This window comes from Halorubrum sp. PV6 (assembly GCF_003990725.2).
In the GTDB taxonomy this organism is placed as follows: Archaea; Halobacteriota; Halobacteria; order Halobacteriales; family Haloferacaceae; genus Halorubrum.
In genome coordinates, this window is record NZ_CP030064.1 from 1035751 (window position 1) to 1057453 (window position 21703).

Below are 21703 nucleotides of genomic sequence, written 5' to 3' on the forward strand. Positions count from 1 at the left end.
ACAGTCCACCGCCCAATACTCAGCTGGCTATTTTCTACAACTATGCAGTCCTGAGATACACCTGAACAACCCCTGTGACAGAAAGTATTTACCCAGCACAGCAGTATGCGTAGGCATCCACATACATATGCATACACATATCGCCGTCGTCGTGACATTGCTCCTTATTGGCGTTGCTGCGCCGTTTGCCGCTCCAGCGGCAGCGCAGTCAGGGTCCGCAGTTGGTTTTGGAACTGCGGAAACTACAACGACGCAGGGAGATATTGCGACGGCTGAAATCCAGTTGCGTAACACTGATGAGGCGCTCTTGCGCGTTCTCTCCGCAGACCAGCGGTACCGGGCAACGGTACGGGTGGTGGATGGAGACAATGATGGGACCGTCAACGTCCAAATCAACACGTTCCGCGGCCCCAACAGTGACGATACTGCCGGATTTACGGCTACTAGTGGCGCTGATAGCGCCGAACTTCTCGTTGAATCAGCAGATAACCCAGAAACTGTACTTGACACTGGCCGGTATAATATGATTGCTTCGACTGCGACGACAAGTGTCTCAGCGGTGCTCCATATCACCCCTCCAAGCGAGGCGGAGAGCTACACTAATATCGTTGCACCTGGAACTCCGCCCTCGGAGTCTACGTTACCCGCAAACGAGTCAACGGAAGCTGCTCCAAGCAACTCCAACGCCGAGTCATCGACCACAGACAATCAGGTTCCAACGGCAGCCATTGGTGATTTTGTCCGGACGCGGTTTTCAGTTGGAGGTATTGGAGGTGCCATTGATGCGTCACCACCTGCACATAACCTAATATTTTCCGCGGACAGTTCCCCTAGCGCCCGCACGACGCACACAATGCAGGTCTCACCAAATCAGACAGTCACCATGCGTTCGCTACTGATCAATTACGGCGCCGGTGAGAGTGACATGAGCGCGAAAGTCTATCGACTCACAGAAAGTGATATTGAGACACTTGGCATCGATGAAAACGGTGACGGCTATGTCGATCGGTCCGTACAGATCGCGATCCGAAATATCCAGACAAGCACCAACGGTCAAATAGAAGTTACGTTTGACCGGCCGATTACTGTCTCACCGGGTGAACGCCTCTTAGCGACCTATAAGGCCGAGAACCCCGATACCCTGGGGACACAGACTGTCGAGACTACATTAACTGGAGAATCAGCGACCTACCACGAATCGGGAACCATACTGTACGGACCAGCTGGACAGGGTACGCTTGGGTACGGCGTTAACCTCCAACTCGAATCGACTACAGACAAGTCATTGCCGACGGCCCCGCTGTCGGCGGTGAATCTCACTTACGATACAGCTACGAGTGAACTCATCGCCGATACAGACACATCAGTGCTTGCACCAGGAGAGTATGCAATTCGACTTCACACCGAAGAGACCGCGCCTACAGCTCTCCCAGAGGTTGACCTTACAGAACAGTTCACTACTGTCGAGCCTGCTGCAGATATCACGAATCACTCTATTGACGAAGGCTCACAGCTTTCTGTCACCGCAAACACGAACCTCGCGCCCGGGAATACAGTCATTATTCGGATTGACGCTCAAGAAGAAGCTGGTGGAATTAGTCAGGTGCAAAACTGTGTGGCAACAGTTCAACCTGACGGGAAAATCAGTTGTGGATTCGACCTATCTGAATCCGGGAGCGACCTCACAATTGAGGTATCGATCCGCCAAAATGATACCACGATCGCCGGCCCAACCCGAATCAGGTAGGCTACCCTGTTCTACCGGTTTAGTGTTTCGCGGCTTGATCTTTGATGATAATCAGATGTGAAATTCCGATATTCAGCCGCCAGATCTAGCACGATGACTCCCGTCATTCAACGTCCCATCATCAGTACGCACGTCTAATACGTCTCCAATCCCCAACTTAGATGGACTAAAACAGAGTCCGTGTGTCTGCTTTCGACCGCATCGTAGTCTGTTGCTCTTTGTACTGTTGCAATTCGTATTTACTTCATACCTACACTTCAGGAGCCTTTTTTAGACGCTCTCGTCGACTGCGGTTAGTTGCTCTGTTGGACGACTTAATCACTCCGAGAGTAGCTCTTTACCCACCCTTGTTCGTTGGACAACGACTGTAGAACACGATCTGTACGGCGTCTAAACAAGGCCCATTTCAGGCAAGCAGAGTTTCGCCTTACCGATTACACTCGATATCTGAGGCGATAAATTGCACCAACACTCACAGTTCCATCGAACGCGTCACAAGTTTAGATCGGTATTAAAGCCGAGGTAAAGGATGGCGAACCGGGTGTAGTATCTTTCTTGATAGTGATAATTCAACCTAGGAAAATCTCCAAAATTGGATCCTGATGAGTCGGTTGGGATTCGCTATCGGCTACTGGTACGGCTCACACACCAACTCGACGCCCTCCTCGAATTCGATTTCGGGTTCCCAGCCGGTCGCGTCGTGGAACGCCGAGTAGTCGGCCATCGTATCGTGGACGTAGCCGTCGAAGGGACACTTGATGTACTCCGGGTCGATGTCGGTCCCGAGCGCGTCGTTGATCATGGCGACCATCTCGTTGAACGTGTACGCCTCCTGGGTACCGACGTTGTAGACCCCCGTCAGCTCGTGGTCGGCGGCGAGTTCGCAGGCGCGCGCCACGTCGGAGACGTGCGTGAAATCGCGCGTCTGGGTGCCGTCGCCGAACAGCTTGGGCGCCTTGCCTGCGGCGATCTTGTCGGCGAACTGCGCGACCGTGTTCGCGTACTCGCCTTTGTGTTCCTCGTTGCCGGCGAAGCCTTGGTAGACCGAGAAGAAGCGGAGCCCCGCCATGTCCATCTCGTGGTGGTTGGCGTAGTACTCGGCGTAGCGCTCGCGGGCGAGCTTGGAGGCCTCGTAGGCGGTGTGCGCCTCCACGTCCATCTCGACCGGCGACGGCTCGGTGCGGCTGCCGTAGATGGAGGAGGTGGAGGCGTAGACGACGGTGTCACAGCCCGCCTGTCGAGCGCGCTCGACCGTGTTGACGAACCCCTCGACGTTGACGCGGCAGCCGCGCTGGGGATCGGACTCGTGCATGTTCCGCGAAGAGAGCGCGGCGAGGTGGAAGACGACGTCGACGTCGGCGGGGAAGTCGTCGTCGACCACGGAGGCCTTGACGAATTTCACGTCTTCGTCAAGGTTCTCGGGCGTGCCGAGGTAGGTGTCGTCGACGGCGATCACGTCGTTGTCGGCCGCGACCCGGTTCGCGAGGTTCGAGCCGATGAAGCCCGCGCCGCCCGTGACGAGAATGCGTTTGTCTTGCATAGGTTTGTGTCGTCAGGGCCGGAGGATTATGGCTTCGGTTCGCTGTCGCCGATGGGTCCTCTCAGCTGGAGATCGCCAGCTGCTACTCTCCGGACGAGAGCGTGCTCGGCACGAGTCGGGTAACGACACCGTCGAAATCGTCGTCGAAACTCAACACGGAGTCGATATCGTGGTGTTCGACGTGGACCACGGTCATCGCGTCAGTGAAGCTCAGACGGTGCTCGGCGTACTCCTCTTGTATCGTCACCGCGCGGTCGAAGAGCGTCTGGGACGAGTGGAGCAGGTTGATAGCCGACGGGTATCCCTCGCCCCGGATTCGTCGGCCGACTTCGAGTCCGGCCTCGACGTCACCCGTTCGTCGCTGGGTCAGCGTTACCGTCTCGTCGTAAATGTAGTCGCTCGTCATCACGTGACCGTATTCGGGCGATCTGAGAACGGTGTTTAGTGCCGCCATCCCCGTCTCGTGCCGGCCGGCATCGGTATCGTGGTGCGCGTAGAACACTCCGGTATCGACGAAGACGCTCATCCGTACAGTACGTCGTCGATATCTTCTTCGTCCGTCTTCACACCGGACGCGATCGTTCCCTCGTTGAACGCTCGAACCTCCGTCTCACTCAGACTCGTCTTCCCGTCGCGAAACGAATCGACGAATTCCGTTCGGGACTCGACGACCGATTCGATCAGCCGCGTGAGGATCTCCTGTTGTGTGACCTTCTTCCCGGTCTTCAGTTTGATCTCCGCCTGGAGTTCCTCGAGTTTGGACTTCGCCTCCTCGTCCATTTTCACCGCTGTCGACATACGTGTCGGTTGTGTCCGCAACGTAGTTAATCTTTACACTGAAAACCGCAGTGATCGTACTGCGGCCATCGCAGGTCGCTTTCTCCACTCGATCCCGCTCGCCACAACACTATCCGTCTGTACTCTCTCGGTCGATTATGGAAGATTCAAGGCTAAAACCCCGCCCTTCAGAGCGGGGATACAGCCGACAATTCCTCCACTAACCACGTTCGATGGCACTGCTGGATATTCCACACTCAGCCGTTACTTTTAATATACATTCTTTCATAACTAGTTATAATCACAGTCTGATGCTGGAGACCACTCGTACCTATCGGGCGAAAATCGTCAACCGCTCTCAGGTGAGTGACGACTTCGACCAGTGTGGGTTCTCCGCATCAAAACTGTGGAACGTCGCCCGATACTACATACAAGGTCGGTGGGATGAAGACGGGGAAATACCCGACGACGGCGAACTCAAATCCGAACTCAAGGAACACGAACGATACAGTGACCTACATTCTCAGTCAAGTCAGCGAGTTCTCGAAGAGCTTGCTGAGTCGTTCACCAGTTGGTACAAAGCACGCCAACGCGGAGATGAGGACGCCAACCCACCCGGCTATCGCAAACACGGCGACGAACACCCGCGCTCCACCGTGACGTGGAAGCAGAAGGGCATCAAGCACGATTCCAAACACAACAAACTCCGACTGAGCAAGGGATTCAACCTGAAGAACCACCGCTCAGACTTCATCCTGTGTAAGTACGAGACGCGACCGGACGTGACCGTGGAGAACATCCAGCAAGTGCGAGCCGTGTGGAACGGCGACAACTGGGAACTTCACCTCGTCTGCAAGGTCGAGATACCTGTTGAGGACGCACCGGGAGACAACACGGCGGGGATCGACCTCGGGATCAAGAACTACCTCGCTATCGTCTACGACGACGGTGAGGCAGAGTTATATCCGGGGAATGTGCTGAAACAGGACAAGCACTACTTCACCCGCGACGAGTACGACACGGAGGGCGAGAATGGCCCGTCACGCCGTGCCCTTCGTGCCCGCCAGAAACTCTCACGCCGGAAAGACCACTTCCTTCACTCACTCGCCAAGCACGTCATAGAGCGGTGTATCGACCACGAGGTCGGACGCATCGCCATCGGTGACTTGAGCAAGATTCGTGAGGACGAGAACGATGAGTCTCGGAACTGGGGTCGAAGTGGAAACAAGAAGCTCCACGGTTGGGAGTTCGACCACTTCACCACGTTGCTTGAATACAAGGCTGAGGAACACGGTATCCTCGTTGACCGAAAGAGCGAGCGCGACACGTCGAAGACGTGTTCGTGTTGTGGTCGGAAGTGTGGCTCAAACCGTGTCGAGCGTGGTTTGTACGTCTGTGAGTCGTGCGGTACAACGATGAACGCGGACGTGAATGGTGCGGTGAATATTCGCAGAAAGATAACTCAGAATCCCCCCACAGGGGATATGAGTAACGGTCGTTTGGCACGGCCAGTAGCCTACCTGTTCAACCAAACCTCTGGGTCGTTCCACCCGAGAGAACAGGTGGGGTGCGAACCTTAATATCCCAACGCTCGGGAATCCTCGCCCTTCAGGGCGGGGAGGATGTCAAGGACGACCACTGGATTCCGGACGACGAGTGGCGGACGATCGTCGCCAACGTCCCGATCGTTTCCGTCGACTTGGTGATCAGGCGTGACGGCGGCGTGGTGCTGGGCCGACGGACGAACGAGCCCGTGAAGGGATACTGGTTCGTGCCCGGCGGACGCGTTCTGAAAGGGGAAACGCGCCGCGAAGCCGTCCATCGGGTCGCTGAAGAAGAGTTAGCACTCGAAGTCGAGATCGTCGAATCGCTCGGCGCGTTCGAGCACCGGTACGAGAGTTCAGACATCGCGGGCGTCGACTCCAAGCACTACCTCGCGAACGGCTACGTGGTCGACGTGGTTGATGGAACGCTGGATCCGGACGACCAACACGACGAGTTTCGAGTGTTTCGGTCGCCACCGGAGCCGTGTCACGAGTACGTTCGTGCATACCTCGAAGCCGCCTCGACGGTAGACGGGTGGCGTTGAGACGGCGGTCACGCGATACCCGGAGGTCCGTTTCGGGTGTGGTCCCGCTGGGCCCATCGGGCGTTTCTCACCGCCGAACGAGGAGAGCGAGGTCGTGTAAGAGATCGTCCGATGGTAGAGAGCACACCTACGCACTTCAATCAGCTCCGGATCGACCCGAAGCGTCTTTTCGCCCGCGAGTGAACTCGCGGTATGTTCGGAACCAGCGGCGTTCGCGGCCCGGTCGGCGAGAATGTCACGGCTGCTCTCGCGCTCGACATCGGGCGCGCGCTGGCCACTGACGGTGCCGAGGCGGTCGTCCTCGGACGCGACGCCCGGCAGAGCGGCCGCACGCTGAGCCGCGCTGTGTCGGCCGGCGTCACCGAGTGCGGCGGCGACGTGATTGACGTCGGCGTCCAGCCGACGCCGACCGTCGCGCGAACCGTCGTCGACGAAGGCGCCGACGCTGGCGTCGTCGTGACCGCCTCGCACAACCCCGCGCCGGACAACGGGATCAAGCTCTGGGCCGAGGACGGCCGAGCGTTCGGCGAGGACGCGAACGCGCGGATCGCGGAGATAGTCGAACAGGGCGCGTTCGAACTCGCCGCGTGGGACGACCTCGGCGAGCATCGCGAGGGCGACGACGCGCGCGGGCGGCACGAACGCGCGCTCCGCGAGTCGGTCGCGATCCCGGACGATCTGTCCGTCGTCGTCGACCTCGGCAACGGGGTCGGTCGCGTGACCGCCGACGCGCTCCACGCGGCCGGCTGCGACGTGGAGACGCTCAACGGTCAGCGCGACGGGCGATTCCCCGGCCGGCCGAGCGAGCCGACCGCGGCGAACTGCCAGACGGCGTGCGAACTCGTCGCCGCGACCGACGCGGACCTCGGGATCGTCCACGACGGCGACGCCGACCGGATGATGGCGGTCGACGAGCGGGGGCGGTTCGTCGCCGGCGACGCGCTGCTCACGCTGTTCGCACGTCGCGAGGCGGGAGCGGGCGACCGCGTGGTGGTCCCGGTCGACACGAGCCTGCTCGTTGCCGACGCGCTCAGCGAGGTCGACGCCGAGGTCATATACACGCCCGTTGGCGACGCGTACGTCGCGGCCGAGACGACGCGGCCGGACGTGGTGTTCGGCGGCGAGCCGAGCGGCGCGTGGATCTGGCCCGAGCAGACCCGGTGTCCGGACGGGCCGCTCGCCGCCTGCACGCTGGCCGCGCTGGTGGGCGGGGAGGGGTCGCTCGCGGCGCTCGTCGACGACCTGCCGGCGTATCCGATCCGACGCGATTCGGTCCGAACCGAGCAGAAAGCCGCCGTGGTCGAGCGAGTTGCGACGCTTGCTCGCGAACGGTTCGACGACGTGACGACGCTTGACGGTATCCGCGTCGAGACGGCGGACGGCTGGTTCCTCGTGCGCGCGAGCGGCACCGAGCCGCTAGTGCGACTGACCGCCGAGGCGCGCGATGAGGACGACGCCGCAGCGCTGTTCGAGACGGCGCGTAAGCTGATCGAGCGGGCCAGAAAGACGGCTTAATCGGTGCGGTTCGGCTCGTCGTGGAATCGCTCGACGCGTTCGGCGACCCAGTCGAGAACCGAAAACAGGACGTCGAGATGGTGGTCGTCGAGCGGCGACGGTTCGACGCCGTTCGCGCCCGGCGGGGGATGGAAGTGGCTCCGCGGGGCGTCGGTCTTCGGGTGGCGGTCCCACCGACACTGAAACCGGGTGGTGCCGCGGTCCTCGACGTAGTGAAAATAGTAATCGCTCGTCACAAACCAGTGGACTTCGATCCGTGCGGCCTCGGTCTCGGCCGGATACGCGGTCGAACGAAGCGAGATGATGAGCGACCGGGGAGTAATCTAGTCCGGCTCGAATCGCCAGGACTCGACCAGCGGGTGCGTCTCTGCCCGTCGACCGAGCGTCCGCATCGTCGTCCGGTCAAGGCGATCGGTCGCCGTCGGATCCTCGGGTGCGTCGTCGTCCGACATCCGCATCGAGGTATCAGGCCGACGCTCAAAGGTCGCTACTGTCGCGCCCGTGCGCTTCAGCCCGTGAGACGGCCCGCTGGAGGAGTTCGATATCGTGACGAACCATACGCCACCGCGACAGCGATTCGAGTCGGTCGTGGACCGCCTCGTGGTCGCCGTCTTCGATCCCTGTGACGGCGGCGGCGTCTGGGTCTGGGACACCGAACGACCGCTGGAAGTCAGCGTCCTCTCCAATAAGGTCGTCCAAGCGCTCCCGGAGTTCCGCCGGGGTGTGCTCGTCGGCCAGCGTTTCGACGCGCTTCCACTTGAAGTATGACTCGTTGCGACGATACTCCGCCGGGTGACTCCCTCGGATATTGGCGATTCCCATCTCGGCCAGCTGGGTGAGCGCGGTTCGCGCGCCGTCAGGGGAGCAGTCCGCGCGCTCAGCGATGTCGCTCGCCGGCGCGTACTCGGTGCCGCCCGTTATCACGTCGTACACCCGCTGGAACGTCGTCCGGTTGCGCTTCCACCGACGCCGCGCGGTCTCGCCCGACGGCGGGTTCGCGGTGTTGTCGCCAGACATGTCGTGTGATAGTGGCTTAAAGGATAAATAAATTTGATAGCGTAGATATATCTTCAAATTCAGCTTCTGCAGGGGAGCCGTGAAAATCATCAGACACCGCAGCCGATAAGCCCCATCCCGCCGTCGACACCGCACATGTACGGAGTCGTACTCGCGGCGGGTCGCGGGACTCGCATGCGACCGCTGACGGACCGCCGGCCAAAGCCGCTGTTGCCGGTCGGGGACCGGACGCTTCTCGAATCGGTGTTCGACACCGCCCGCGACGTCGTCGACGAGTTCGTCGTCGTCACGGGGTACCGCGGCGAGGCGATTCGCGAATCGATCGGCGAGTCATACCGAGGGCTGCCGGTTCACTACGTCGAACAGCCCGAAGCGCTGGGGACGGCTCATGCAGTTGCACAGGCGGAACCGATCGTCGACGACGAGTTCCTCGTTTTAAACGGCGACGTGGTAGTCGACGCGTCGCTCCCGCGCGCGCTCGCCGAGGCGGACGGGACGGCGATCGCCGCGACGGAGGTCGAGGACCCGCGGGCGTACGGCGTCCTCTCGACAACTTCCGACGGCGCGCTCGCCGGGATCGTCGAGAAGCCGGACGACCCGCCGACGACGCTCGCGAACGTGGGCTGTTACGCGTTCACCCCCGAGGTGTTCGCGTATATCGACCGCACGCCCGAGAGCGACCGCGGCGAGTACGAGATCACGACGACGATCGACCTCCTCCTTGACGACGGCCACCGGATTGACGTCGCGCCCTACGAGGGAACGTGGCTCGACGTCGGGCGCCCGTGGGAACTCTTAAAAGCCAACGAGCTCGCGCTCGCGGAGTTGGGCGATGGTGTCGAAGGCGCCGGCACCGTCGAGGACGACGTTCACCTCCACGGCCCGGTCGTCGTCGAGGAAGGCGCCCGAGTGAAGTCCGGGGTCTACGTCGAAGGCCCCGCGCTGATCCGCGAGGGCGCCGAGGTCGGCCCGAACGCCTACCTCCGCGGCGCGACCGTCGTCGGCCCGAACGCGCACGTCGGTCACTCCGTCGAAGTGAAGAACTCGGTGCTCATGGCGGACGCGTCGGTCGGACACCTCTCGTACGTCGGCGACTCGGTGCTCGGCCGCGGCGTGAACTTCGGCGCCGGCACGAACGTCGCCAACCTCCGGCACGACGGCGAGCACGTCCGGGTGACGGTCAAGGGCGACCGCGTCGACACCGGTCGCCGAAAGCTCGGGGCGATCGTCGGCGACGAGGCGAAGACGGGGATCAACACCTCGCTGAATGCGGGCGTCAAACTGGGCGCCGGCGAGACGACCGCCCCCGGAGAGACGCTAACTCGGGATCGGAGCCCGGAGCGCTGACGGACCGCGAGCGATTTAAACCGCAGGCGGGCGACGGTTGCCACATGAACGACGAGCCCGTGACCGCGGTGATCCTCGCCGCGGGCGAGGGCAGGCGGTTAGAGCCGCTGACGAACCGGCGACCCAAGCCGATGGTGCCCGTGGCAAACCGGCCGCTCTTGGAACACGTCGTCGAGGCCGTGGCCGGGGCGGGGATCGACCGGATCGTCCTCGTGGTCGGGTACAAGCAGGAACGCATCCGGAACCACTTCGGCGATGGCGACGACTGGGGCGTGACGATCGAGTACGTCGAGCAGTCGACGCAGCTCGGCACCGGTCACGCGGTGTTGCAGGCCGAACCGGTCGTCGACGGTTCCTTCGTGGTGCTCAACGGTGACCGGATCGTCGATAGCGCGGCCGTCTCCGCCGTCCGCGAGCGACTCGGCGACGGCAACGCGCAGCTGGTGACCGCGACCGCCGTGGAGTCGCCTCGCGACTACGGCGTCGTCCACCTCGACGGCGACCGCGTCACGGAGATCGACGAGAAGCCCGAGGGGCCGGTCGACACTAACCGTATCAACGCCGGCGTGTACGGCTTTTCGCCGACGGTGTTCGACGCGATCCGTGCGACGAACGTGACGGGCGAACTCGCCATCACGGCCACGCTGAACGACCTGGCCGAGCGAGACGCGGTGACCTGCGTGGAATACGACGGGCGGTGGCTCGACGTCTCGAACCTCTGGGACGTGCTCACGGTGAACGCCGCGCTGATCCACGACACGGACCACGCTCGCGACGCGCCCGCAACAAGCCAGCGGGTGGGCGACACCGTCACCGTCGCCGACGACGTGGTGCTCGCCGGTAACGTGCGCGTCGGGTCGAACGCGACGCTGAGCGGGGCGACAGCGGTCGGCAGCAACGTCTCGATTGCGGCCAATGCTGTCGTCGAGAACAGCGTGGTGTTCCCCGACGCCGTCATCGGTCCCGGCGCGGTCGTCCGCGACGCCGTTGTCGCTGGTAACGCCCGAATCGGACCAAACGCGACCGTCACGGGCGGGCTGTCGACGGTCGTCGTCGGCGACGCCGTCCATCGCGGCGTGACGCTCGGCGGCGTCGTCGGCGACAACAGTTCGGTCGGCGGCGGCGCGACGCTCACCGACGGCGCCGTGGTCGGCGACGACGTGCAGGCCGAGGCGGGGGTCGTGATAGACGGGCGAATCGAGCCGGGTGCCGTGGTGCGGAGGGGGTAATCATGTGTGGCATTATCGGGTATATCGGCGAGTTGCACGTGGCCGCCGGTGGCACAGACAGTGGGACGGCAAACGGAGGGACACCCGCGAGCGTCGGCGACATCGTTCACACCGGACTGAAAAATCTGGAATACCGCGGCTACGATTCCGCGGGCGTCGCGCTCGTTGGCGCGGAAAGCGGACTGACCGTGGCAAAGCGCTCGGGGGAAGTCGACGCGCTCACGCTGCCGGACGTACCGGACCCGACCCTCGGTGTCGGGCACACCCGCTGGAGTACGCACGGGCCACCGACGGACGCGAACGCCCACCCGCACACGGACTGCGTCGGCGACGTGGCGGTCGTTCACAACGGGATCGTCGAGAACTACGAGGCGCTCAAAGACGAGCTGTCCGACCACGAGTTCACGAGCGACACGGACACCGAGGTCATCCCGCACCTCATCGAAGAGGAGTTGGCGGCCGATCCCGACACCGACCTGCTCGACGCGGTCCGGCGCGTCGAAGACCGGTTGGAGGGGAGTTACGCGATCTGTGCCGTTCGCGAGGGCGACGACCGGATCGTCGTCGCGCGTCGCGGCAGTCCGCTCGTGTTGGGTCGCGGCGAGGACGCGGCGTTCGTCGCCAGCGACGTGACCGCATTCCTAGAACACACTCGTGATGTGACCTACCTCGAAGACGGCGACGTGGCGGCGCTTTCGCCTGACGGCGTCGAGATATTTGCACACGGGGAGCCCGTCGACCGCGAGATCGAGACAGTGACGTGGGAGGCCGACGCCGCCGAGAAGGGTGGGTACGACCACTACATGCGCAAGGAGATCCACGAACAGCCCGAGGCGCTCCGACAGACGCTCGCCGGACGGCTGGACGTGGACGCCGGAGACGTTGATCTCGATGTCTCCTTCCCGCCGGGCTTCCTTGCGGATCTCGAAGAGATTCGGATCGTCGCCTGCGGGACCTCCTACTACGCGGGGCGGTACGCGGCGCAGCTGTTCGAAGAACTCGCAGGGGTGCGCGCGACCGTCGAGATCGCGAGCGAGTACGAGTTCGGCGCGGGTCGCACCCCTGACCGGACGCTCGTCGTCGCCGTCACCCAGAGCGGAGAGACCGCCGACACGCTCGGGGCGGTCCGGCGCGCGAACGCCGCGGGCGCGCGGACGTTCGCCGTGACGAACACTTTGGGAAGTACGGTGACGCGCGAAGTCGACGGGACGGCGTTTATCAGGGCCGGGCCGGAGATCGGCGTCGCCGCGACGAAGACGTTCGCCTCACAGGTGGCGACGCTGGCGATGCTCGCGGTGGCCGTGGGCCGCGATCGAGGGGCGTTGGCGGCGGCTGACGCGCGGTCCGTACTGGAAGATCTGCAAGGGCTGCCGGGCGCGGTCCAGCAGGTGTTAGACGAGGAACCACAGGTTCGAGAGGCCGCACAGGAGTACCAAGACAGCGAGGCGTTCTTCTTCGTCGGTCGTGCGCTGGGCGTGCCCGTGGCCTTGGAGGGTGCGCTGAAGCTCAAAGAGATTTCGTACGACCATGCCGAGGGGTTCGCGGCGGGCGAGCTGAAACACGGGCCGTTGGCGTTGGTGACGCCCGAGACGCCCGTGCTGGCCGTGTTGACCGACGGCGCGCGGGCCGACGAGACGATGAACAACGTCACCGAGGCGCAGACGCGCGGGGCGCCGGCGCTGGGGTGTGTCTCGGCCGGTAAAGAGTACGCAACGCTGGACGCGTCGTTCGAGGTTCCCGATGTAGGTGTCGTTGAACCGCTCGTGGCCAACGTGTATCTGCAACTGTTTGCGTATCACGTGGCGAACGGGAAGGGGCGGCCGATCGATAAGCCGCGGAACTTAGCGAAGAGCGTGACGGTGGAATAGGTCCGTATCCCTAGGTGGTCAGTGGAGGCTGCCTTCAGGAACACACGGACGAAACGTACTCTCTGTAGCGGAGACGAAGGGCACGCTCGCGTTATCCGACTCGTGAGTGGCAGCGATATCGTTGTACTCACACACCCCTCATTTCGTCTGTTCTTGCTCAGTCGTCAGGGTCGGTATCTTGGCGTTTCTGTGGCCCCTCGTTTTGTCTGTTCGTTCAGGGGAACTGGCTACGGCTGCTTCTCGATCAATTCGCGCGTTTCCAGAATGATCTCAGGATCCAACGCGAGTTCGTATCGATAGTGGACACCGCCTGCGCGCCCCTCATTCTGTTCGGATCGTTCGAGGAACCCGAGCATGGTGAGATCGGCGAGATGGTTCTGGATACTTTTCAGGGTGGTCAGCGGATCGTGGCCCCAGTTTCGCGCGACGCGCTCGTAGACGGTCTGAATCTCCTTCGATCGCGCAGGGACGTTGCCGTTCGCCTCGATCCGCGCAAGAGACTCCAAAATGAGCTGTCCGTGCATGGTCTGATCACGCAGTTTGTCCTGGACGCGACCTCGCTGAACACGTGCCGCGGCCACTTCGATATGGTCGTCAGTGATCGCTGCCGCTCCCTGTTCTTCGGCAACGTCGCCGCCCTCCCGGAGGAGATCTATCGCCTGTCGTGCGCTTCCGGTGTCTTTCGCCGCCTTAGCGGCTGCAAGCCTAATCGCGGAGTCTTGGTAAGCATTGTCGACGAGCGCCTTCTTGGCTCTGGTAGTGAGGATTGACTGCAGTTCGTCTGCGTCGTACGGCGAAAAGGCCAGCTCCTTCTCCATGAGCGTGTCCTTGACTTTCGGGCTCAGCGACGAGCGAAACGTGTGGTTGTTGCTGATTCCGATCACGCCAACGCGTGCCGCGTCAAGGTGCCCATTTGCCCGTGCACGGGGGAGTTCGTACAGCAGCGAATCGGGATCGGAAAGGTGGTCGATCTCGTCGAGAATGAACAGAAAGGTACCGCCGAGAGCCTCCATCTCGTCGTACAGCGTTTCTAGGGCGTGTGACGTTGATAGACCGGTTTCCGGAAACGTCTCTTCCTCATCGCCACGGATGCTATTTATAAGCGATCGTACGGTCCTATAGACACTGTCGTCGTTGCAGTTCCGGAAATGGACGTGGAGTTCCTCGGCGTCTTCCCGTCGGTTCACTTCCTGCTGGAGCGCACTCATCATGTACTCCGTGACGGCCGTCTTTCCGACTCCGGTCTTTCCGTAGATGAATACGTTTGCGGGGTTTCGGCCGAAGAGAACGTCTTTGAGCGCCGATCGGTATGCGTCGATCTCGTCGTCCCGTTCAACGATTACATCCGGGCGATACTCCTCCGAGAGTATTGATTTGTCCGCGAAGAGTGTTTCAGTTATCTCCGTGAAAAGTTCTTCAGACATCGTTGATACTCCGATGAACACCACTTGGTGACTTAACTGTACTGTTCGTCTGTTTCTTATGCTTCGCCTGTTTGATTACTCTAATCGACCAGGAGGTCCACACCCGAATGTGTCCGGCAGAACAGACGAAATGAGGGGTGTGACTGCCGGTTGATCGTTCTACACTCCGTGCTCCTACCGGGAGAACAGACGAAACGAGGGGTGTCAGATCGACAGTCTCTGCCTCCGTCCATCCTGCAGACAACAGACGAAATGAGGGGTCACCCACCTCAGCAGCAGATCAGTCCGATTTCGTATCTTTCCGAACGCGATCGGCTCGCCGGCGCGAAACACCCCTCGTTTCGTCTGTTCCTGTTCAGTTATTGGAGCCTCAGCAGACAATAGATACTCTTCCGCACATCGTGTTCCAGTCGTCGCTGAGGGGTCGGGCATGAGCGGGCCGAAGTCAATTATCAACGACTAGCGCTCCCAGACGGTCAGCGATCGCGCTGTTGGTTCCGGGTCTCACCCGTCCGCTTCCGTCGTCAGTTCCGCTCGTAGTTCGGACGCCGCTCGCTCGAACTGGTCGGCACAATATGGCGTTCCTGACTCTATTCGCTCCTTGAGGAAGCCGACGGCGTCCGTGGCTCCACCGGCCTTGCGGTCCGCGGTCGCGGCGCACACGACGTAGCCGTCGAGGACCCGCGCGAATGCCTGTGAGAAGTGGTCGTACGCGCCGTCGACGCGCTCCATGTTGTCGTCGAGCGACTCAACGAACGCCCGGTAGACGGTCGCTGCCGACGCGTCTCGGCCTTGTTCGCGGTACTCGTCCGCGAGGTCGAACCACTGCGTGAACTCGATCGGCTCGAAGACGACGTAGTACTCGGGGTTCGTCTCCTCGAACCGCCGGTCGATAGCGGCGCGCAACTCGTTGACCGACCGCGTCGAGCACTCACCGGACCGGGCGAAGAACCGCTCACGGGGGATAGTGCCGGTCGCCAACCCGTCGCGAAGGAACGCCCGGAGATCGTCGTGGTCTGCGGTGTCGAGCCCGATTGCCCTCGTCCGGCGGGAACTCGTCGACACACCGAAGCAGCACGGCGACAGCATGCTTGCACGCGCCTGGGCCGTCGTACGGGCAGGTACACCACGGGTCGAACCCGTCGGCCAGAAGATTGACGCGAACGTCGTACTGGCGGCTGCCGCTCACAACGGCGGTTACCCGTCACGCACCAGTGCTCACAGGACAGTCAATAGCGAGAAAAATCAGCGATGAGCTACAATCACCCACTCTGACCGGAGCTGTGAACTTGGCAGGGAATCGGTGGCTTGGCTTCGCCGCTCAAGCGCGGTCGTGGTTTCATAAGTTCCGCGACATCGCACTGGTGTAGGTCGTCGATAACATCAAACTCTTTGTCACACAGTGAACCTTTCCACCTTATCGCGATCTACCACAGTCCTACTGACGTTGTCTCCGACAGCAATTATGATCTACACAGACAAACTGATTGACCAACTCAGATCAATTTATACGAACTATTCTCTGTTTTAATCTTGCCAAATTATCTAGACAGACTGTTGGAGGGTCCGGTTTGTCTGCTGTTTGGCCTGTATTGTCTCATCAAGAACACGCCACTGTCACCTGAGCCAGATTACACGGTGCATGGCTACAGTGCCGTCGCATGAGCGAGCATTGGGTAGTGAGCGAGCAGTCGGACACCACCATTGCTGTGACTGGAGGTGTTGTCTGGTTCCAGTAGTGACACTGTCGGACCGGTGCACAGTGGCCGTGGGTGTCTGTGTACGAGGGTCTGCGATGGGACATCGTGGCCATCTCTCATCACAAGACGGTGCCGAGTGTAAGCGTATTGGCGTCACACACTGGTCCGGCTGAGAGACCGTTCGCCATCGTCAGTATCGCTCTGTGTCGGCTCTGAGGCGTCGACGGACCGAACAGGCCGGGTGTCGCGGGTCGTTCTGTGCGTCCAGGCGTCAGTGTGGGGTGTCGTAACCAACGATGGTTGTGAGACAGACGGCCGCGAACCCAAGCAGTAGAACACGGTGAGGGTGTCGTCCGGCATGGCGAGCCATCCCGCATTCGGCAACACACCTGACGACGCGTGATGACGTAGCGTACGAACGCTGCTGTTACACGCGCATCGTTGGGTGGGCACCCGACGCGCTCTGGACTGCCGTCGCGCTCGTCGACGTCGAGACGACTGTACAGCCCACGCATAGCCAGAGAGAAAAATGGACACGGTGTGTCCGTCGAGACCGACGGATGTCTTCTCCCGGCATCCGTGTGCGGTGAGAGCGTGGATAGTGGCGCCCGATGTGTTAAATTACCCAGCGACTCGTCGGCTCGGCGTGATCGATGCCGATGCACCGGCAGTGACACTGACGCGATCTATGAGCCAAGACTGGCTGGCCACGAGGGATCCACTGTGCAGTGACACGGTGCAGTCGGTGTGGCCGGCTGACCCCTGTGTGTGATCGCGTCAGCGTGAGAGTGCCCGATGTCGCACAGCCTGTGGATCGACGACTCAGCGGTCCACACGGGCGCGCTGGCGAGTGGCGTCCATGATCGCTGGCCAGCGCGCTCAGCGTCGTGAGAGCACCTGTTGGTTCACAGCTACTCTCACGCCGTCTCATTATGTGGGCGCCGTCACACATTTGACCACAAGTCACTGGTCGATAACCCGTGGTGCGTGGCGGCGTCGGCGACCCGCTTGCAAGCGGACCACCACAGTGTTTGTCTGTGGTGGCTGACGGGCGTACAGCACTGTAGCGCATCTCTCTGCGTCTCTGCGTGGCTTTACGGGTCTGTCTCCAGCGTGGCCACACTGGACGCAACTGACTGGTCACGACCAGCGGGCCATCACGAACGGAGACACGGTGACGCGACTGTTGTCTTGCAGCAGTGGCTTCCCGTGACTCACGCAACCGTCGATACCGTGAGCGGTGTGTCTCACACAGACAGACGGGTCTCGCTGGCTGTCTCACGGCTGGCAGCGTTGATGACGCTGGACGGTGCGGAGGAACAGCCCCCAGGTCCGACGCCACAGGGTTGTGAGGGTATGGAGTTCGCGACTCCCGTCGCTATCTCTATCAGGTGTGTCTCCCGCGCAGTGGACACGGACAGTATCGATAGACAGTGATCGGCCGCAACAAACCGTCTACAGCCGGAGTATCGGTTTGTCTGTATGGCGACTCCGACAGCGAGGTGTCCACCGGATGGCTGTGAGGTGGGATCGCTGGGCCATGTGGGGCAGCTGCGGGAGCTGTCCCCTGAGTTGTCCCTTGCGGAGGCGGTCCGCTGATCTCTCTCATGCAGATCTGTGGGAGGTGACTGACCGGTGGACACAAACCGGTCGATGGCCATCCTCCGGTGGCTGTCTCAGTCGGGGCTATTCCGACGGTCCGTACAGCGACAGTCCCACAGTCCGGCTGGCCCCCACCGGGGACGACACCACAGCGACAGGAAGACTCTGAGATAACTACTGCAGTGACACACATCGCGAACCCACCCTAGTTGAACCGGGACGAAGGCGGGCACATATGTCGGTCTCGCTGTACCGCGGCGGCTGCTCAGGGGTGCTCGACGGCGGTTGTGTCGGGACAGGGATCGGTGACTGTCGAGTAGGTTGTAGCAGTTTCAATCCATTCGATGGCTGTTGTGGTGTGGTCAGCGGAGACTTTGTCGGCGAGTTCGAGCCGTGCCAGTGCGGCCGCAACTTTCGGAACCGTTTCGATTGGAGAAGGTGATCCAGGTGGCGTCCACGCGGGACCCGCGTCAGCTGCCTGTTTGTACTGACTCCATCGCTCTTTGGCGGCGCTGGTGACTGTCAGGGTTGTCTCCTGCACTGCCGTTAGATACGCATCAAGCCTTGCTGTCGGAACTGGGCGACAGTCTGCTGGGGCTGGGTTAGCGGCTGTCTGATCGGTCGGCTGCGCTTCGTCGGCAGCTGCGGCGTCGAGGTCGACGACGAAATCGAGACACGCCGCAAGGTGTGGATCGAACGGCGCCTGATCACTAGCTGCGCGTGTGTGGGTAACGGCCACAGCGCCGGTTGACGACTGTGTGGTATACTGTGTCTCACTGGTAACCGCCACCTCACCGGTGGTGAGTGCCCGTCTGATCGTCATGTGCAGGTCGGCGGTGGCGTGTGCAATCGCGTCATAGATGGTGAGTCGCACCTCGGTATCGACCTGTGGCCCCTGCTGGAGTGGCTCGCCAACGGCATGAGCTCTCGTTGCGGCTTCACACCCGAGGGTGGCAATCTGTCCACACGTCTCACGCACGTGTCGACACAGCGACGCCGTTGATGTCGGGACAGTCGCTGTGTAGCCAACCTGCAGTTCCTCTCGTGACATGTCGATGCTTGACCGGCCAGCACTGGCAAGTTGGAGCGCAACGGCTTCGCCGGCAGTAGAAGCCATTCCTGGTGGCGTTAGTGTCGCTGCTAGCCGACGGAAGATCTGTGGATCGGCTGCGAGTTCCGCGACCGCATCAGATGGGTCCATATGTACTGGCTCGGCCGTGTTGGTGTTATCTGCAGCGACTACAATGAGGCGTGTTGACACGGGTTCCGTCAATGGTGATGCTCCCGGGAGCATGACGTATGGCACCGATCGTGTCGAATTCCATCGGTCAGCTGTTTATGTGCCTGAATGGGTGCGGTCGTGTTCACTCGACCGTGTTGTCATGACGAAGAAGACTTCCGTTGACGAGATCGCATTGCCCGACGAACTGTCACACCCTCCGGGAGTGCCCACACTGGACGACGCCACCAGATTCACGCCCGAACACGCGCCCCACCGGCGTGTCGAGTACGAGCGGCGCGTCGACGCCGACGGCTGGGTTGATCCCGCCGCCGAGCGGACTGAACAGCCACCCGCTACGGACGCTGCATCGGCGCTGTCAGCATGGTCTGGTGGTGACTCCGATGCGTAAGGCCGTCCCCGAGAGACGGCGGGTGTGTGCGCTGGTGCGTCACCCGCGTCGTCGCGCCCTCCTGTTGGTGGTTGCGATCGCACCCGACCATGGAGTTCCCTTGCAGACTGCTGTAGAACTGATCCGGACTCTCGAAATTGGTGTGACACCACAGGGAATCGAACAGCAATCCGTGCAAATACTCGAGCACACACTCGAACAGACGCATCTGCCGGCGCTTGCAGCCATGGGGCTCGTTACCGTCACCGACACAGGCCACATTCAGGCTGGGTCTCGGTTTGCGATGGGTCTCCGGTTCCTTGTGACGACCCGGACGGTGTCCAGCAATTGATTCCGAGTCTCCGCCTGGTTTGGGTGGAGATGGGAGTACCGGCTGGGTGGCACAGCCCGGAGTCTCCCTGCACGACTTGTCCGGCGGACTCCAACCGCAGGCACAAGTGGTAGACTGCAAACCGTAATATCCCAACTGCGGTCGGGATTTTTCCACCTTCAGGCGGCGGCGGATGTCACCAGAAATCAAGGTGGATGCCCCGTCCTCACGGAGCGAACGAAGTGATGCGAGTAGGGCGAGGAGGAAACCGACATGGCTACAACCTCACCTTCAAATACTAGTAGTCTCATAAATACAACATGAGCGTGAAGGCGAACCGCACTGTGCGTATCCCACTCTCTGTCCCCGATCACTGGGTGGACGACCTTCACGCCACACATAACCTATATCAATACTGTCAAAACCGAACTGTCGACTGGTGCTGGCCTGACACCCCCACACACCCAGACGACCTCAAGACCAGCAAAGGCGACGCCGAAGACGCCCTCTACGACGATCTCCGCGACAAAACAGACAACGAACTCCACGCGAACCTCGTCCAAAAGGCCATCAAAGACGCAGTGAGTGCAGTCGGTTCATGCAAGACCTCATGGGAAAACGGCGACCGCATCAGCAAACCCGAGTTCCAAGACCGTGCTGACGAGTCGTACACGATGACGTATGACAAGCGAGCGGGGACATACCACCGATACAAAGCCTCGTTCGCCGTACTCGATGGAGATCCCGTGCACTGTCGCTACGAACTCCCTGCAACCCTCAACGCCACGCCGTACAACCAGTATGTGCGTGACTCTCGATGGGGGTTCAGCACGAGCAAGCTCGTCTTCGACGGCGAGCAGTTCTGGCTCCATGCCGTGATGAACCGCTCTTACACAGACGCACCAGAGTACCCACCGACAGCCGATGGTTCAAACACGCAAGAGGACTTCACAAGAGTTCTCGGCGTGGACCTCAATGTCAACGGGCACTCACCAGTCACCAGCGCCGGTGGCTTCCACGGCAACGCAGACTACCTCAACCACCGTCGGAGCACCTACGAGGAGCTGCGTGGCGAACTCCAAGAAACGGGGACACGATCTGCACACCTTCGCTTACAGTCTCGGCAAGGCGTCGAGTGGGCATGGTTCGACCAGTACGCTCACCACATGGCAAATTGCATCGTTGCAGACGCCGTTGCTGTCGGAGCAACCAACGTCGTGTTTGAGGACTTGACTCGGATTCGACAGCGCATCTCGAACGAGCCGAAATTCCAGCAGTGGTTGTTCTGACGTGTCCAAGAGTACGTCGCATACAAGCTCGAGGAGTATGGAATCAGCTTCGAGCAAGTGGCCGCACGGTATACGAGTCGGTCCTGTAGTCGAACGGATTGTGACTGCGTGGATGAAGACAATCGGTCTGGCAAGCAGTTCAACTGCGTATCGTGTGGGTATGCATTGAATGCGGACTTGAACGCGGCAAAGAATATCGGATTGAAATTCCTCGAGACACTCCCGGCGAGCCGCACGTGTTTGTCTGGGAAGGCCACCAGTCAACTGGCCTTGGTGTCGGGGACGCTCACGCCCACCGGGAGTTTTTCCCGTATGGACTAGGCGTCCACCGACAAGCCCCACCCTCAACGAGCGAGTGGCAGTCTACCTGCCCGAGCGAAGTAGGGTGGGGTAGTTGACTGATGACGACAACCGCTCAAGGCACCCGTACCTTCCGTACGACCGTATCCAGTTCCACGTTGCGCTCATTGCGAACGACCCCAGCGACGAGTCCACAACACTGTGAGGCTGGTCATCGACATCAACAAATCTAGCCGGTGAACGCCGTGAGCCGACGCGTGTATGCGGTCAACGGCTTTGTTGAAATCCCAGTGTTCAGATATATTCCCGCCTGAAACA

18 protein-coding genes and 2 pseudogenes are annotated in these 21703 nt (G+C 61.2%); 11 read left to right on the forward strand and 9 right to left on the reverse strand.

All coding sequences use genetic code 11. The features are described from left to right. Positions 1-151: 151 nt before the first annotated feature. On the forward strand, positions 152-1747 hold the full coding sequence (locus DOS48_RS18905) for a hypothetical protein (RefSeq protein ID WP_127117232.1): 1596 nt from the start codon (positions 152-154) through the stop codon (positions 1745-1747). Positions 1748-2375: 628 nt separating this feature from the next. Here the strand turns inward: DOS48_RS18905 and DOS48_RS18910 are convergent. The 3 genes from DOS48_RS18910 to DOS48_RS18920 form a co-directional block, all read right to left on the reverse strand. After that, on the reverse strand, positions 2376-3287 hold the full coding sequence (locus DOS48_RS18910; protein ID WP_127117233.1) for an NAD-dependent epimerase/dehydratase family protein: 912 nt from the start codon (positions 3285-3287) through the stop codon (positions 2376-2378). A gap of 82 nt (positions 3288-3369) precedes the next feature. Further along, complete coding sequence (locus DOS48_RS18915; protein WP_127117234.1) at positions 3370-3813, reverse strand: type II toxin-antitoxin system VapC family toxin; 444 nt, start codon at positions 3811-3813, stop codon at positions 3370-3372. Further along, positions 3810-4085 carry a hypothetical protein gene (locus DOS48_RS18920; RefSeq protein ID WP_127117235.1) on the reverse strand — a complete coding sequence of 92 codons (276 nt, stop codon included), beginning with the start codon at positions 4083-4085 and terminating at the stop codon, positions 3810-3812. The genes DOS48_RS18915 and DOS48_RS18920 overlap by 4 nt, the downstream gene beginning before the upstream one ends. Before the next feature lie 290 nt (positions 4086-4375). Here DOS48_RS18920 and DOS48_RS18925 point away from each other — a divergent pair, with 290 nt between their 5' ends. From DOS48_RS18925 to glmM, 3 genes are all read left to right on the forward strand, one after another. Next, complete coding sequence (locus DOS48_RS18925) at positions 4376-5644, forward strand: RNA-guided endonuclease TnpB family protein (RefSeq protein ID WP_127117236.1); 1269 nt, start codon at positions 4376-4378, stop codon at positions 5642-5644. Positions 5645-5661: 17 nt separating this feature from the next. Continuing rightward, the gene (locus DOS48_RS18930; RefSeq protein WP_127118843.1) at positions 5662-6153 is read left to right on the forward strand and encodes an NUDIX domain-containing protein; all 492 of its coding nucleotides are present in this window, start codon (positions 5662-5664) and stop codon (positions 6151-6153) included. A gap of 192 nt (positions 6154-6345) precedes the next feature. After that, positions 6346-7668 carry a phosphoglucosamine mutase gene (gene glmM, locus DOS48_RS18935; RefSeq protein WP_127117237.1) on the forward strand — a complete coding sequence of 441 codons (1323 nt, stop codon included), beginning with the start codon at positions 6346-6348 and terminating at the stop codon, positions 7666-7668. Here the strand turns inward: glmM and DOS48_RS29260 are convergent. From DOS48_RS29260 to DOS48_RS18945, 3 genes are all read right to left on the reverse strand, one after another. Next, positions 7665-7904 (reverse strand): hypothetical protein, encoded by a 240-nt coding sequence (locus DOS48_RS29260; RefSeq protein ID WP_210755404.1) that lies wholly within the window; start codon positions 7902-7904, stop codon positions 7665-7667. The genes glmM and DOS48_RS29260 overlap by 4 nt on opposite strands. 87 nt (positions 7905-7991) lie before the next feature. Further along, positions 7992-8120, reverse strand: coding sequence for a hypothetical protein (locus DOS48_RS29535; RefSeq protein WP_256370866.1), 129 nt, complete (start codon positions 8118-8120; stop codon positions 7992-7994). A gap of 25 nt (positions 8121-8145) precedes the next feature. Next, positions 8146-8685: a hypothetical protein gene (locus tag DOS48_RS18945; RefSeq protein WP_127117238.1), complete on the reverse strand. Its 540-nt coding sequence runs from the start codon at positions 8683-8685 to the stop codon at positions 8146-8148. Between the two features lie 135 nt (positions 8686-8820). Here DOS48_RS18945 and glmU point away from each other — a divergent pair, with 135 nt between their 5' ends. From glmU to glmS, 3 genes are read left to right on the forward strand one after another with little or no spacing between them, the layout of a single operon-like run. After that, on the forward strand, positions 8821-10032 hold the full coding sequence (gene glmU / locus DOS48_RS18950; protein WP_127117239.1) for a bifunctional sugar-1-phosphate nucleotidylyltransferase/acetyltransferase: 1212 nt from the start codon (positions 8821-8823) through the stop codon (positions 10030-10032). A 44-nt stretch (positions 10033-10076) separates the two neighbouring features. Then, on the forward strand, positions 10077-11261 hold the full coding sequence (locus DOS48_RS18955) for a sugar phosphate nucleotidyltransferase (protein ID WP_127117240.1): 1185 nt from the start codon (positions 10077-10079) through the stop codon (positions 11259-11261). Positions 11262-11263: 2 nt separating this feature from the next. Then, positions 11264-13129 carry a glutamine--fructose-6-phosphate transaminase (isomerizing) gene (gene glmS / locus DOS48_RS18960; protein WP_127117241.1) on the forward strand — a complete coding sequence of 622 codons (1866 nt, stop codon included), beginning with the start codon at positions 11264-11266 and terminating at the stop codon, positions 13127-13129. Between the two features lie 227 nt (positions 13130-13356). On the opposite strand, the gene DOS48_RS18965 is transcribed toward glmS, so the two are convergent. The 3 genes and pseudogenes from DOS48_RS18965 to DOS48_RS18975 all read right to left on the reverse strand — a co-directional run bounded on the left by DOS48_RS18965 (position 13357) and on the right by DOS48_RS18975 (position 19056). Continuing rightward, positions 13357-14553, reverse strand: coding sequence for an orc1/cdc6 family replication initiation protein (locus DOS48_RS18965; RefSeq protein ID WP_127117242.1), 1197 nt, complete (start codon positions 14551-14553; stop codon positions 13357-13359). A 504-nt stretch (positions 14554-15057) separates the two neighbouring features. Beyond that, positions 15058-15754: pseudogene (locus tag DOS48_RS18970) on the reverse strand (SWIM zinc finger domain-containing protein); the annotation flags it as partial. Positions 15755-18120: 2366 nt separating this feature from the next. Then, positions 18121-19056 (reverse strand): hypothetical protein, encoded by a 936-nt coding sequence (locus DOS48_RS18975; RefSeq protein ID WP_127117243.1) that lies wholly within the window; start codon positions 19054-19056, stop codon positions 18121-18123. Between the two features lie 181 nt (positions 19057-19237). Between DOS48_RS18975 and DOS48_RS18980 the strand changes: the two genes are divergently transcribed. The 4 genes and pseudogenes from DOS48_RS18980 to DOS48_RS29635 form a co-directional block, all read left to right on the forward strand. Further along, complete coding sequence (locus tag DOS48_RS18980) at positions 19238-19486, forward strand: hypothetical protein (RefSeq protein WP_127117244.1); 249 nt, start codon at positions 19238-19240, stop codon at positions 19484-19486. Continuing rightward, positions 19479-19817 carry a hypothetical protein gene (locus DOS48_RS18985; protein ID WP_127117245.1) on the forward strand — a complete coding sequence of 113 codons (339 nt, stop codon included), beginning with the start codon at positions 19479-19481 and terminating at the stop codon, positions 19815-19817. Before DOS48_RS18980 ends, DOS48_RS18985 begins: the two co-directional genes overlap by 8 nt. Before the next feature lie 299 nt (positions 19818-20116). Further along, positions 20117-21085: a transposase gene (locus DOS48_RS18995; protein WP_127117246.1), complete on the forward strand. Its 969-nt coding sequence runs from the start codon at positions 20117-20119 to the stop codon at positions 21083-21085. A 12-nt stretch (positions 21086-21097) separates the two neighbouring features. Then, positions 21098-21406 (forward strand): annotated as a pseudogene (locus DOS48_RS29635) (zinc ribbon domain-containing protein); the annotation flags it as partial. Positions 21407-21703 lie beyond the last annotated feature (297 nt).

Coding starts and splice junctions, on each gene's coding strand:
- DOS48_RS18910 (WP_127117233.1), bottom strand. CDS start 3,287: ATGCAAGACAAACGCATTCTCGTCACGGGCGGCGCGGGCTTCATCGGC.
- glmS (WP_127117241.1), top strand. CDS start 11,264: ATGTGTGGCATTATCGGGTATATCGGCGAGTTGCACGTGGCCGCCGGT.
- DOS48_RS18955 (WP_127117240.1), top strand. CDS start 10,077: ATGAACGACGAGCCCGTGACCGCGGTGATCCTCGCCGCGGGCGAGGGC.
- glmU (WP_127117239.1), top strand. CDS start 8,821: ATGTACGGAGTCGTACTCGCGGCGGGTCGCGGGACTCGCATGCGACCG.
- DOS48_RS18945 (WP_127117238.1), bottom strand. CDS start 8,685: ATGTCTGGCGACAACACCGCGAACCCGCCGTCGGGCGAGACCGCGCGG.
- DOS48_RS18995 (WP_127117246.1), top strand. CDS start 20,117: ATGAGCGTGAAGGCGAACCGCACTGTGCGTATCCCACTCTCTGTCCCC.
- DOS48_RS18920 (WP_127117235.1), bottom strand. CDS start 4,085: ATGTCGACAGCGGTGAAAATGGACGAGGAGGCGAAGTCCAAACTCGAG.
- DOS48_RS18915 (WP_127117234.1), bottom strand. CDS start 3,813: ATGAGCGTCTTCGTCGATACCGGAGTGTTCTACGCGCACCACGATACC.
- glmM (WP_127117237.1), top strand. CDS start 6,346: ATGTTCGGAACCAGCGGCGTTCGCGGCCCGGTCGGCGAGAATGTCACG.
- DOS48_RS18925 (WP_127117236.1), top strand. CDS start 4,376: ATGCTGGAGACCACTCGTACCTATCGGGCGAAAATCGTCAACCGCTCT.
- DOS48_RS18985 (WP_127117245.1), top strand. CDS start 19,479: ATGCGTAAGGCCGTCCCCGAGAGACGGCGGGTGTGTGCGCTGGTGCGT.
- DOS48_RS18975 (WP_127117243.1), bottom strand. CDS start 19,056: ATGGACCCATCTGATGCGGTCGCGGAACTCGCAGCCGATCCACAGATC.
- DOS48_RS18965 (WP_127117242.1), bottom strand. CDS start 14,553: ATGTCTGAAGAACTTTTCACGGAGATAACTGAAACACTCTTCGCGGAC.
- DOS48_RS18980 (WP_127117244.1), top strand. CDS start 19,238: ATGACGAAGAAGACTTCCGTTGACGAGATCGCATTGCCCGACGAACTG.
- DOS48_RS29535 (WP_256370866.1), bottom strand. CDS start 8,120: ATGTCGGACGACGACGCACCCGAGGATCCGACGGCGACCGATCGCCTT.